This window comes from Mesorhizobium sp. CO1-1-8, from assembly GCF_020164875.1.
Taxonomy (GTDB): Bacteria; Pseudomonadota; Alphaproteobacteria; order Rhizobiales; family Rhizobiaceae; genus Mesorhizobium.
Genome location: NZ_JAIUGZ010000001.1, coordinates 377,119 through 389,647 on the forward strand (window position 1 = coordinate 377,119; position 12,529 = coordinate 389,647).

General features: G+C 62.4%; 9 protein-coding genes. 5 read left to right on the forward strand and 4 right to left on the reverse strand.

The window, feature by feature from the left end; translation table 11 throughout:
* The first annotated feature begins 119 nt into the window (after nt 1-119).
* Together LB558_RS01960 and LB558_RS01965 are read left to right on the forward strand one after the other, a co-directional pair.
* Entirely contained in the window at nt 120-884 is a 765-nt protein-coding gene (locus tag LB558_RS01960) for an arginyltransferase (protein WP_023810205.1), read from the forward strand.
* A gap of 129 nt (nt 885-1,013) precedes the next feature.
* Nucleotides 1,014-1,910, forward strand: a complete 897-nt coding sequence (locus tag LB558_RS01965; RefSeq protein WP_224695937.1) for a DMT family transporter — start codon at nt 1,014-1,016, stop codon at nt 1,908-1,910.
* 12 nt (nt 1,911-1,922) lie between these two features.
* Here the strand turns inward: LB558_RS01965 and LB558_RS01970 are convergent, their stop codons facing one another.
* Both LB558_RS01970 and parC read right to left on the reverse strand, forming a co-directional pair.
* The gene (locus LB558_RS01970; RefSeq protein ID WP_224695939.1) at nt 1,923-3,137 is read right to left on the reverse strand and encodes an AI-2E family transporter; all 1,215 of its coding nucleotides are present in this window, start codon (nt 3,135-3,137) and stop codon (nt 1,923-1,925) included.
* A gap of 250 nt (nt 3,138-3,387) precedes the next feature.
* Nucleotides 3,388-5,640: a DNA topoisomerase IV subunit A gene (gene parC / locus LB558_RS01975; RefSeq protein WP_224695941.1), complete on the reverse strand. Its 2,253-nt coding sequence runs from the start codon at nt 5,638-5,640 to the stop codon at nt 3,388-3,390.
* A gap of 328 nt (nt 5,641-5,968) precedes the next feature.
* On the opposite strand from parC, the gene LB558_RS01980 reads away from it, so the two are divergent.
* Nucleotides 5,969-7,159 (forward strand): hypothetical protein, encoded by a 1,191-nt coding sequence (locus tag LB558_RS01980; RefSeq protein WP_224695942.1) that lies wholly within the window; start codon nt 5,969-5,971, stop codon nt 7,157-7,159.
* 114 nt (nt 7,160-7,273) lie between these two features.
* Here LB558_RS01980 and aspS read toward each other — a convergent pair whose 3' ends face one another.
* A complete protein-coding gene (gene aspS / locus LB558_RS01985) occupies nt 7,274-9,064 on the reverse strand; it encodes an aspartate--tRNA ligase (RefSeq protein ID WP_224696218.1) in 1,791 nt (596 codons plus the stop codon).
* A 492-nt stretch (nt 9,065-9,556) separates the two neighbouring features.
* Between aspS and LB558_RS01990 the strand changes: the two genes are divergently transcribed.
* Both LB558_RS01990 and rnd read left to right on the forward strand, forming a co-directional pair.
* A complete protein-coding gene (locus tag LB558_RS01990) occupies nt 9,557-10,798 on the forward strand; it encodes an MFS transporter (RefSeq protein WP_224695944.1) in 1,242 nt (413 codons plus the stop codon).
* 78 nt (nt 10,799-10,876) lie between these two features.
* Complete coding sequence (gene rnd, locus LB558_RS01995) at nt 10,877-12,028, forward strand: ribonuclease D (RefSeq protein ID WP_224695946.1); 1,152 nt, start codon at nt 10,877-10,879, stop codon at nt 12,026-12,028.
* Between the two features lie 50 nt (nt 12,029-12,078).
* Here the strand turns inward: rnd and LB558_RS02000 are convergent, their stop codons facing one another.
* Nucleotides 12,079-12,498 (reverse strand): MAPEG family protein, encoded by a 420-nt coding sequence (locus LB558_RS02000; RefSeq protein WP_224695947.1) that lies wholly within the window; start codon nt 12,496-12,498, stop codon nt 12,079-12,081.
* Nucleotides 12,499-12,529 lie beyond the last annotated feature (31 nt).

Consider the following 12,529-nt stretch of genomic DNA (forward strand, 5'->3'; position numbering starts at 1 on the left):
CGCAAGCGGTTGAGCACAAATGTGAAGGCGTCGAGTCGACCACGCCCACACAATCCTGTTGAATTTTTCGCCGTCCGCGCCAAAGGTAGAGCGATTCGAAGGAGTGTTTCCAAGACTCGATGACGCAGCATCCGACCCAGTCGCCGCAGTTCTTCCTGACCGCTCCGTCGCCGTGCCCCTATCTCGACGGCCAGTTCGAGCGCAAGGTGTTCACGCACCTGGTCGGCGACAAGGCGGCGGAGATGAACGACCTCTTGACGCAAGGCGGCTTCCGACGCTCGCAGAACATCGCCTACAGGCCGGCCTGCGAGACCTGCCGCGCCTGCGTTTCGGTACGCATCCTCGCCCAGGAATTCGTCGCCAGCCGCAACATGAAGCGCGTGCTGCAGCACAATTCCGACCTCGTCGGCCACATGCACAATGCCGAGCCTTCGACCGAACAATATTCCCTGTTCCGCAGCTATCTCGACGCCCGCCACCGCCGTGGCGGCATGTCCGACATGACGGTGCTCGACTATGCGATGATGGTCGAGGATACCCATGTCGACACCAAGGTGATCGAGTATCGCCGACGCGGGCCTGACACCTTTATCACTGGCAAAGGACAGGGCGAGCTGATCGCGGTGGCGCTCACCGACAAGATGGCCGACGGCCTGTCGATGGTATATTCCTACTTCAATCCCGATTTCGAGGAACGGTCGCTCGGCACGTTCATGATCCTCGACCACATCGCCCGCGCCAGAGCGATGGGCCTGCCCCATGTCTATCTCGGCTACTGGGTCAACGGCTCGCGCAAGATGAATTATAAGATGCGCTTCATGCCGCAGGAGCATCTCGGCCCGAAGGGCTGGGAGCGCTACACCAACGAAGCGGTCGCGCGCTGATTACTCTTTCCCAAGTCCGGGCTTAAACATTTTCAATCGAGACGATGCTGGTCTTTCCGCTGGTTGGCGGAGAGCGTGCGATTGCGCCGGTCCGCCATCCTCTCCCGAATTCATTGTGAAAGTCGCTGCATGTCGTCTCACGATACTCACACCAAAGGCCTTCTGCTCACCGCATTTGGCGGGCTGACGCTGACCGTGGACATCCCGCTGATCCGGCTCGCCCACGGCGAGGCGTGGACAATCCTGCTGCTGCGCACCGGCTGCACCTTGGCCGCGGCACTGATCATGTGGACCATCTGGCGCTCGTTCAGCAAGAATGCGCCGCAGCTGATACCTGGCTGGTCGGGCCTGATCGTTGCCGCGATCTACGGGCTCGGCGCGATTGCCTTCATCACCGGCGTCTACAACACCTCGACCGCCAACCTGGTTTTCATCCTGGCCTTCACCACCATGTTCGCCGCGCTGCTGTCGTGGGTGTTCCTGAAGGAGCGGCCGCGGCCGCTGACCTTTGCGGCATTGGCCATGATGATCGTCGGCGTCGCCATCATCGTCGGCGATTCCGTCGGCACCGGACATCTGTTCGGCGACCTGATGGCATTGTGTTCGGCCTTCCTGATTGCCTGCGCCATCACCATCTCGCGCGCCAGCGGCAAGGATATGGGCTTTACCTCACTGATCGGCGTCGTCCTGCCTTTCGGGCTGGCGGCGTTGATGGTCTCCAGAACCGGCTTTCAGGTGGAAGCGCCCTGGTGGATCATCCTCAACGGCGCCGTCATCATGCCGATAGCGTTCTTCTGCCTTGCCGCCGGACCAAAATACATTTCGGGACCGGAAGTGGCGATGTTCTACCTGCTTGAAACCGTGCTGGCGCCGGTCTGGGTGTGGATGATCTTTGCCGAAACACCGACGCGCAACAGCCTGATCGGCGGCGCGATCCTGATCGTCACGCTGATCGCGCATTCGCTGTGGCAACTTCACGAGGGACGCAAGCGGCGTGGCGACCTTGCGGTGCAACATCCGGCCTAAGGTGCGTTAAGATCAGGCGCTGGCCTTCTTCGCCACGTCAGGTTCCGGCAAAACCTCGATTTGCGGACCGGCTTCGATTTCGGCTGGCGAGCCCGGAACGACGTCGTCGGCCATTTCCACCTCGCGCAGCCATTCGCGCCAGATCGCGACCAGCAGGGCCATCAGCACCGGGCCGATGAACAGGCCGAGAAACCCCATGGTCTTGACGCCGCCGATCAGGCCGAAAAACGTCGGCAGGAAGGGCAGTTTTATCGGCCCGCCGACGAGCTTCGGGCGCAGTGTCTTGTCGACGATGAACAGTTCGACAGCGCCCCAGAGGAACAGCGCAAGCCCGGCCATCGGCGAGCCGCTGGCGGCGAGATAGATCGAGACCAGCGTGAACGACAGCGGCGCCCCGCCGGGGATCAGCGCCATGACGCCGGTGAGGGCGCCAAGCGTGACCGGCGACGGCACGCCGGCCAGCCAGTAGGCGATGCCCAGCACCAGGCCTTCGCCGATGGCGATGACGGTCATGCCGGTCACGGTCGACGAGATCGTCGCCGGCACGACACGCGAAATCCGTTCCCATCTGGTCGGCAGGATGCGCTCGCCGAGACGGTCGACCTGGCCGGCAAAATGCTCACCGTCGCGATAGGCGAAGAACAGCGCGATCATCATGAACAGCAGCGTCAACAGGAGGCCGAAAGCACTGCCGCCTGCGGCCAGCACACCGCGATAGATACTGCCGATGTTGGCGCCGCTGACCAGTTGGATCAGCTCACCAATGCCGCCGGGATGGCCGAAATTGGTCGTCCACTGCTCGTTCAGCCACTCGCCCACGACAGGCATGGTGGCAATCCAGTGCGGCGTCACCGCGCCATGACGGTTGGTCTCGATCGCCCAGGCGACCCATTCGCGGACTTCGTTGATCGCATAGGTGCCGGCGAGCGCGATCGGTATCACCAGGAAGGCGAGAATGAAGAGGATGGCAAAGGTCGCGGCGATGGTGCGGTTGCCACTGACTGCAACGAGCAGGCGCCGGTAGAGCGGCCAGCTGGCGAAAGCGATGACGAGCGCCGCCAGCACCGGAAACAGGAAGCCGTGGAAGAAATAGACGCCGGCGGCGACGATCAGCACCAGCAGCCAGCGTGCCGCCGACAGCGGCGGGATGACGGCTGCCCTGAGCGGCGTCGACAGGCCGAACAGGCGCTGCTGCCGTTCGGGTTTCTGGATTCTTGCTTCCTTCAAACGCCTGGCTCTCCCAAACACCCCTCCTGTCTATGCACTGATATAGTGCAGCAATCGTGACGATAGTCCAAATGATTGGGGTGGGCGTGGCCATCTCCCCCCCTTGGGGGGGAGATGGCCGGCAGGCCAGAGGGGGTCGCCTCGCGTGAAGCGCTAGCCTCCTCTGCCGGCGAAGGGAGGTCCCGTCCGGTCGTACCGACCCCCTCTGTCGCCTTTGGCGACATCTCCCCCTCGAGGGGGAGATTTGGCGCTACCCAAACTTCCCCGTCCTCGGGAATCCCTTCGGCACCATGCGTCCGGCCGACGCACGCGCACCGATCCATTCGGCCAGTTCCTCCCGCGACCTTATGAAGGTGCGGTCGGCTGAATCCTGCCAGGAGAGGCCGCTCTCCAGCGTGAACGGCTTGAGGTCGAGAAGGCCGCCGTCCTTGTATTTCTGCAGGCGCACGCCCTTGCCGCGGCCCATCTCCGGAATCTCGGCGAGCGCGAACACCAGCATCTTGCGATTCTCGCCAACGATGGCGAGATGGTCGCCGGTGACCGGGATGCAGCGCTTGGCTTCGTCCGGCGCCTTGACGTTCATCACCTGCTTGCCCTTGCGGGTGTTGGCGACGACTTCCTCCTCCGGCACGATGAAACCGTTGGCGTCGTGCGAGGCCAGCAGCAGCTTGCGTTTCGGGTCATGAACGAAGGCGGTGACGATGTCCTGGTCATTGTCCATATCGACGATGATGCGGATCGGCTCGCCATGGCCTCGCCCGCCAGGCAGCCGGTCGGCGCCGATGGTGTAGAATTTGCCGCCGGTGGTGAAGACCAGCACCTTGTCGGTGGTCTGGGCATGGAAGGCGAGCTTGAGGCTGTCGCCCTCCTTGAAGGTCAGCGTCGAGAGATCGGCCAGATGCCCCTTCATCGCCCGCAGCCAGCCCTTTTCCGAGACGACGACGGTGACCGGCTCGCGCTCGATCATGGCATGGGCAATGTCGGTCAGATCATGCTCGGGCGCGTCGGCGAACTGGGTGCGGCGCTTGCCGAGCTCGGTCTCCGGGCCGAACTTGTCGCGGATGTTGGTGACTTCCCACTTGATCGTCGCCCACTGCTTCTCGTTTGAAGCAAGCAGTGCCTCGATCTGCTTCTTCTCCGCGCTCAGGCCGTCGAATTCCTTGCGGATCTCGAATTCTTCAAGCTTGCGCAGAGCGCGCAGCCGCATGTTGAGGATGGCTTCGGCCTGGTTGTCGGTGAGCGACCAGCGGGCCATCATCACCTGCTTTGGCTCATCCTCCTCGCGGATGATCCTGATCACCTCGTCGATGTTGAGGTAGGCGATCAGGTAGCCGGCAAGTATCTCCAACCGTCTTTCGATTTCGCCGAGCCGGTGTTTCGAGCGGCGGATCAAGACCTCGCGGCGGTGCTCGAGCCATTCCTGCAGTACGCCCTTCAGCGACAGCACGTTGGGCACCTTGCCGCGCGACAGCACATTCATGTTGAGCGGGAAGCGGCTTTCGAGCTCGGTCAGCTTGAACAGCGATTCCATCAGGATGCCGGGGTCGACCGAACGGCTCTTCGGCACCAGCACGACGCGGACGTCCTCGGCGCTTTCGTCCCTGATGTCCTCGAGCAGCGGCAGCTTGCGCGCCATCAGCAGCTCGGCGATCTTCTCGATCAGCCGCGCCTTCTGCACGCCATAGGGGATTTCGGTGACGACGATGCTCCAGGTGCCCCTGCCCTGGTCCTCCTGAAACCACTTCGAGCGCACGCGAAAGCCACCGCGACCGGTTTCGTAGGCTTCGAGGATCGAGGCGCGGCTGTCGACGATGATGCCGCCAGTCGGGAAATCCGGCCCCTGGACAAAGTCCATCAGCTTCGCCACCGGCGCGTCCCGGTTTTCGATCAGGTGAAGTGCGGCATCGCAAAGCTCGGCGGCATTGTGGGGCGGGATCGATGTCGCCATGCCCACCGCGATGCCGGACGAGCCGTTGGCCAGCAGATTCGGAAAGGCGCCGGGCAAGACCACCGGCTCCTCGTCTTCTTCGTTGTAGGTCGGCCGATAGTCGACGGCGTCCTCGGTGATGCCGGACAACAGTTCGGTCGCCACATCGGTCATGCGCGCTTCTGTGTAGCGCATGGCGGCGGCGTTATCACCGTCGATGTTGCCGAAATTGCCCTGCCCGTCGACCAGGGGATAGCGCATCGAAAAATCCTGCGCCAACCGCACCAGCGCGTCATAGATCGACTGGTCGCCATGCGGGTGGAACTTGCCCATCACCTCGCCGACGATGCGGGCGCATTTGGCAAAGCCCTGGTCGGGATTGAGCCGCAGCAGGCGCATGGCGTGCATGATGCGGCGATGGACCGGCTTCAGTCCGTCGCGCACATCGGGCAGTGCCCGGTGCATGATGGTCGACAGCGCATAGGCCAGATAGCGCTCTTCCAGCGCCTTCTTCAGATCGACCGGCTCGATATGATCGCCACCGCCACTTTCAGGCGGCAAAAGCCTTTTTCCCATGGGCTCGGACTAGCCGAGCGGGTGATTCGCGGCAAGAGCTCGACGGAGATACCGGCCTTTCTGCAACATGAAACCGCACCCGGGGGATCTCGGCCAACATCAGCCTGTTACATGCGGGTTCTATGGCCAAGCGCGACGATATCCGGCTATCGGCTCTTCATGACAAATTCACCGGTTTGCGCAAAGACGGTGGGATCGGGTTTGCCTTTCACCGCGATTTTTGACCAATGTGCCGGGACACGCCTTTTTCCGGTCCAGTTCGTCACGGAATGGTGATGGCGCAAATAATTGAAAAAAACAATTTCAGCACACTCTCAGGGACCTTGCGATGACAATCAAACGCTCAACTCTCAAGAAACTGGCTTTCTCGACCTTCTTGCTCACGCTGCCGCTGAATGCGGCCCTCGCACAGGATACGGCAGTGGCCGACCGGCTGAAGGCAGCGCTTGTCGCACAAGGTGTCGACATCACCTGGACCGGGGTGACCGGCGACAACACCAGCATGGTGCTGCAGGGCGTTGCCATCAAACCGGCGGCGGAGAAGGAAGCGCTTCCCATCGGCGACGTCAAACTCGAAGGCGTGACCGAGGCAAATGGCGGCTATGACATCGCCACCGTATCGACGGCTGCCTTCACACACAGCAAGGACGGCGTCACCCTCGACCTCAGCCCCTTCGTCATCCATGACATGACAGTTCCGGCCGACGGCGCCACCGGCCCGCTGGGCTCGCTGATGATGTACAAGTCAGCCGAACTCTCGAACATGACCGTCAAGGTCGCCGACAAGACCGCCTTCTCGATGGACGGACTTGCCATCGAGATCACGCCGCCGGCGGACGGCAAGGCGATGGAATTCACCGCCACCACGGAAAAATTCAACGCCGACCTGACGCTGGTCGACGATCCCAAGTCCAAGGAAGTCATCAACGCGCTCGGCTACCAGAACATCGCGGGCAATCTCGAAATGGCCGGCACCTGGCAGCCCACGGACGGCAAGATGGAACTGTCGAAATACGACGTCTCGGTCGAGAATGCCGGCACGCTCGGCATGACCTTCAATCTCGGCGGCTACACGCTGGACTTTATCAAGTCGCTGCAGGAAATGCAGAAGAAGATGGCGGCCCAGCCTGAAGGCGCCGACAATTCGGCGCAAGGCATGGCCATGCTCGGCCTGTTGCAGCAGCTTTCGTTCAACAGCGCCTCGATCCGCTTCGACGACGATTCGCTGACCAACAAGGTTCTGGACTATGTCGGCAAGCAGCAAGGCATGTCCGGCAAGGACATCGCCAACCAGGCCAAGGCGATCGTGCCATTCGGCATGGCGCAGCTCAACAATCCCGAGCTGACGGCACAAGTGACGGCCGCGGTCGGCAAATTCCTCGACGATCCGAAGAGCCTGGAAATCTCGGCCGAGCCGCCGGCGTCCGTGCCGTTCGCGCTGATCATGGCGGGCGCCATGTCCAACCCGCTCGACCTGCCGAAGACGCTCGGCGTCACCGTCAAGGCCAACGAAGACTGATCGAAGCGATCTTAAATATGCGAAAAGCCCGGCAGCGATGCCGGGCTTTCCTGGATTAGCGAAGCGAAAGAATCGGTTCGGGCGGTTCTTTAAAGCATCGCCCGAAGCGCGCGATCAGGCGTCCTTCTTGGGCACGGCAACGCGTAGCGCCAGGTCGCGAAGCTGCTGCGGGCTCGCTTCCGACGGTGCGTTCATCAACAGATCATAGGCCTGCTGGTTCATCGGGAACATGGTGATCTCACGCAGGTTCTTGGCGCCGAGCAGCAGCATGACGACGCGGTCAACACCGGCAGCCATGCCGCCATGCGGCGGTGCGCCATACTGGAAGGCACGATAGAGGCCGCCGAAGCGCTCCTCGACGGTGGCGCGATCCAGCCCGACCGTCTCGAACGCCTTGACCATGGTTTCGGGCAGATGGTTGCGGATACCGCCGCTGGCGATCTCGAACCCGTTGCAGACCATGTCGTACTGGAACGCCTTGATGCCGAGCAGGTCCTCGCCATTCAGCGCATCGATGCCACCTTGCGGCATCGAGAACGGGTTGTGGGCGAAGTCGATCTTCTTCTCTTCTTCGTTCCACTCGAAGAACGGGAAGTCGACGATCCAGCACAGCTCGAAACGCTCGCGGTCGACAAGGTTCAGCTCCTCGCCGGCACGGGTGCGCGCAGCCCCAGCAAAGGAGACGAACTTCTTCGGGTCGCCTGCAACGAAGAAGGCGGCGTCGCCATCGGCAAGGCCAAGTTGAAGGCGGATCGCCTCCGTGCGCTCCTCGCCGATGTTCTTGGCGAGCGGGCCGGCGCCTTCGAGCTTGTCGCCCTCCTTGCGCCAGAAGATATAGCCCAGCCCCGGCTGGCCCTCACCCTGCGCCCAGGAATTCATGCGGTCGCAGAAGGCGCGGCTGCCGCCGGTCTTGGCGGGAATGCCCCACACTTCGGCCTTCGGATCGTTGGCCAGGATGTTGGCGAACACCTTGAAGCCGGAATCGCGAAAATGGTCGGAAACGGCCTGCATCTCGATCGGGTTGCGCAGGTCCGGCTTGTCGGAACCGTATTTGCGCATGGCCACATCATAGGGAATGCGCTGGAAATTCTGCGTCACCGGCTTGCCGTTGGCGAAGGTCTCGAAGACCCCGCGCATGACCGGTTCCATGGTCGACAGCACGTCGTCCTGCTCGACGAAGCTCATTTCGAGGTCGAGCTGGTAGAATTCGCCGGGCAGACGATCGGCGCGCGGGTCCTCGTCGCGGAAGCAGGGCGCGATCTGGAAGTAGCGGTCGAAGCCCGACACCATGATCAGCTGCTTATACTGCTGCGGCGCCTGCGGCAGCGCGTAGAAGGTGCCGGGATGGATGCGCGACGGCACCAGGAAGTCGCGCGCGCCTTCCGGCGACGAGGCGGTGAGGATCGGCGTCGAGAATTCGGTGAAGCCGACCTCGCCCATGCGCTTGCGCATTTCCGCGATGATTTTTGTACGCGCAATGATGTTCTTGTGCAGCGTCTCGCGGCGCAGATCGAGGAAGCGGTATTTCAGCCTGATATCCTCGGGGTAGTCAGGCTCGCCGAACACCGGCAGCGGCAATTCCTTGGCCGCCGACAGCACTTCAATCGCGCGGGCGAAGATCTCGATCTCGCCGGTCGGCAAATTGGCGTTGGTGGTCTCGGGCAAGCGCGCCTTGACCTCGCCGTCGACCCGGATGACCCACTCGCCGCGCACGGTTTCGGCGACCTGGAAGGCAGGCGAATCCGGATCGGCGACGATCTGGGTCAGGCCATAATTGTCGCGCAGGTCGATGAAGAGCAGGCCGCCATGATCGCGCACGCGATGCACCCAGCCCGACAGGCGAACGGTCGAGCCGACGTCGCTCTTCCTCAGCTGGGCACAGGTATGGCTGCGGTAACGGTGCATTGTCATTGGTGAAGTCCGGGGTGCTGGGTTGCAGGCCGAAGCATCAAGCCCGGCCTCAAAATTTGCGCGAAAAGCGCATGGGAGGCCGGATTTGTCAAGGCAAGCGGCGTTGGGCAGGCCATCAGTTGTAAACTTGGGCGGCACAATGGATAGCGATATCCTTTACCCCCACGTTTGCGGCAATGAGATCAGGATATGCAAGACCAAAAGCTCTTTCTGACATCTCAAGAGCGTCGCCGCATCTTCAACCTGCTTGACGCGGCTCGCATAGACGATTGGGCGCGGTTCAAGGCGCTTGGTTGCACGCGACCGTCGGCAACAAAGGGTAATCCTTACCCTCTGCTGCAAGGACCTAAACGACGGCCGGTTCATAAGCGTTTGGACCTTCCACGAGGAATTGGACATATCTCGCTGTAGTTTGCCGGGAATTGCCGCTGGCATTGGCCAAGGCGATGGTTCAAGAAGGGATCACCGACACGTGATTACCCCTTCATGTCCTCCATCCGCCCGATGATCCCGCTCCTTCTCGCCGCCGGCATACTGCTCGGCGGCAATGGGCTGCAGAGCACGCTGATCGCGCTGCGCGGCGCGCAGGAAGGGTTTTCGGCTTCCGACATCGGGCTGATGGGCACCTTCTACTTCGCCGGCTTCCTGCTCGGCTGCCTGGCCATCACCCGCATCATGAAGGCCGTCGGCCATATCAGGGCATTTTCGGCGCTGGCGGCAATCGCCTCGGTCGGCACCTTGCTCCTGGTGCTGGTGATCGATCCGGTGATGTGGTGCGCGGTGCGCTTTGCCGGGGGGTTCTGTTTCGCCGGGCTGTTCACGATCGTGGAAAGCTGGCTGAATTCCGGCGTCAGCAATCACGACCGTGCGCGCGTGCTGGCGATCTACCGGATGGTCGATATTGGTTCGGTGACATCAGCCCAGTTCCTGATCCCGATCTTCGGCGCCGGCGGTTTCGCCCTCTTCGCCATCATGTCGATGATGATCACGCTCTCACTGGTGCCGGTCTCGCTCGGCGACCGCTCCAATCCGACGCCGCCCGAGGAGGTCAAGCTCGACCTGGCGCGCGTCTGGCGGATTTCGCCGCTGGGCTGCTTCGGCTGCATCGCCGTCGGCGTCACCAACAGCGCCTTTCGCACCTTGTCGCCGGTCTATGCCGAGCAGATCGGCATGTCGGTCGCCGATGTCGTCACCTTCGTCAGCGTCGGCATCTTCGGCGGCGCCATCATCCAGTATCCGCTCGGCTATCTCTCCGACCGCTGGGACCGGCGCCGGGTGCTGCTGATGACGACGTGCTGCGCGATGCTTTCAGCGCTGGCACTGGTGTTCATCGCCGGCAGCAATCCGGCGCTCAACTTCATCTTCATCTTCATCTTCGGCTGTTTCGCCATGCCGCTCTATTCGCTGTCGGCGGCGCATTCCAACGATCGCGCCGACACCGGCGAGTTCGTGCTGATCAACGCGGCGCTGATGTTGTTCTATTCCTTCGGCGCAATTGGCGGGCCGTTCGCCGCGTCGACGGCGATGCAGTATTTCGGACCGGGCGCCCTGTTTGTATTCAGCGCGGTGGTCTATGCGATCTTCATCGCCGTCATCCTCTACCGCATGCAGGCTCGGTCCGGCGTGCCGGCAGGCAGGCGCGGCCGCTTCACCGCGCTTCTGCGCACTTCCACGGTTTTCGCGCGGCTGGCCAGGAGAAACGGCGATTCCGATGGTCCGGGAACCTAATGATGGCGGTGCCAAAGCTTGACGAAAGCCCCGCCGGCTGAAATCTAGGAAGACCTTACTCCTGCCAAAAGCGATTTGATGCACGTCATCACCACCCAGAAAGAACTCGAGACCGTTCTCGCCGCTTTCGAAAAGTCGGATTTCGTCACTGTCGACACCGAATTCATTCGAGAAACGACGTTTTGGCCGATCCTGTGCCTGATCCAGATGGCCGCTCCCGGCGTGACGGCGCTGATCGATCCGCTGTCGCCCGATATCGACCTGAAGCCGTTCTTCAGGCTGATGGCCAATGAAGCGGTGGTCAAAGTCTTCCACGCCGCGCGCCAAGACATCGAAATCATCGTCCATCTCGGCGATCTGGTTCCGCATCCAGTGTTCGACACGCAAGTGGCGGCGATGGTCTGCGGCTTCGGCGACAGCGTTTCCTATGATCAGCTCGTGCAGCGCATCACCGGCGCGCGGCTCGACAAGTCGTCGCGCTTCACCGACTGGCGCCACCGGCCGCTTTCCGACAAGCAGCTCGACTACGCGCTGGCCGACGTCACCCATCTGATCGAGGTCTATCAACACCTCAGCGCCGAGCTGGAGCGGGAAAACCGCGCCCATTGGCTCAATGAGGAAATGGAGGTCCTGACCTCGCGCGAGACCTATGACCCGCATCCCGAGGACGCCTGGAAGCGGCTGAAGATGCGGCTGCGCAAGCCGCAGGAACTGGCGATCGTGCAGGGCGTTGCGGCGTGGCGCGAGCGCGAGGCGCGCGAACGCGACGTGCCGCGCGGCCGCGTGCTCAAGGACGACGCGATCTACGAGGTGGCGCAGCAGGCGCCGCGCGACGCGGCTGCCCTTGGCAAGCTGCGCACGACGCCGAAGGGCTGGGAGCGCTCCTCGACGGCGACGGCGCTGCTCGGCGCGGTCAACACCGCACTTGCCTTGCCCAAGGAGCAGATGCCGAAATTGCCAAAGAGTTTCCAGCCGCCCGAGGGCTCGAGCGCCGCGGCGGAACTGTTGAAGGTGCTGCTGCGGATCGTCGCCGAAAAGGAAGGCGTCGCCTCGAAGGTGCTGGCCTCCAGCGACGACATCGACCGTATCGCCGCCGAGGGCGAGGAAGCCGACGTACCGGCCCTGCAGGGCTGGCGGCGCGCGGTGTTCGGCGAGGCTGCGCTCAAGCTGGTGCGCGGCGAGATCGGCATCAAGTTCGACAAGCGCAAGATCGCGGTGTTCGACCTGTAGACGAGCGTTCTTTCCTTCTCCCGCGTTGGGGAGAAGGCAGAACTGTCTGATCAAACCACGCCGAGCAGGTGCAGCGCGAGCCAGATCCATCCCAGCAGGAGAATCACCGCACTGACGAAGAATGACCGGCTGCGCAGCAGCAGATTGTTGCTGGTCAGGTGAACCCAGGCATGGAAATAGCGCGACGCGACGAATATCCACATCAGCGCCAGGGTCAGATAGTTGACGCCGTTGGTCAGGTGCAGCGTCAGGCACAGCACATAGAACAGCACCGGCAGTTCGAACTGGTTGGTGAGATTGGCGGCAACGGTGACGCTGGAGGTCGGCTCGGTCGAACGCACCTTGAACTGACCGCGCTTCGCCTCGCCTGACCTGATTGCCCCGTATCTACGACGACCCAGGACGCAGTAGACGATGTAGATCAGCAGCACATGCGCCAGAACAGGCCAGAAAATCGTGGTCTGGTTCATGAAGTGTCCCCTATGCGGCTGTGCTTTCCGC

Bases quoted from the DNA above. Each gene is read 5' to 3' on its own strand.
- LB558_RS01960 (WP_023810205.1), top strand. From the start codon at position 120: ATGACGCAGCATCCGACCCAGTCGCCGCAGTTCTTCCTGACCGCTCCG.
- LB558_RS01965 (WP_224695937.1), top strand. From the start codon at position 1,014: ATGTCGTCTCACGATACTCACACCAAAGGCCTTCTGCTCACCGCATTT.
- parC (WP_224695941.1), bottom strand. From the start codon at position 5,640: ATGGGAAAAAGGCTTTTGCCGCCTGAAAGTGGCGGTGGCGATCATATC.
- LB558_RS01980 (WP_224695942.1), top strand. From the start codon at position 5,969: ATGACAATCAAACGCTCAACTCTCAAGAAACTGGCTTTCTCGACCTTC.
- aspS (WP_224696218.1), bottom strand. From the start codon at position 9,064: ATGCACCGTTACCGCAGCCATACCTGTGCCCAGCTGAGGAAGAGCGAC.
- LB558_RS01990 (WP_224695944.1), top strand. From the start codon at position 9,557: ATGTCCTCCATCCGCCCGATGATCCCGCTCCTTCTCGCCGCCGGCATA.
- rnd (WP_224695946.1), top strand. From the start codon at position 10,877: ATGCACGTCATCACCACCCAGAAAGAACTCGAGACCGTTCTCGCCGCT.
- LB558_RS02000 (WP_224695947.1), bottom strand. From the start codon at position 12,498: ATGAACCAGACCACGATTTTCTGGCCTGTTCTGGCGCATGTGCTGCTG.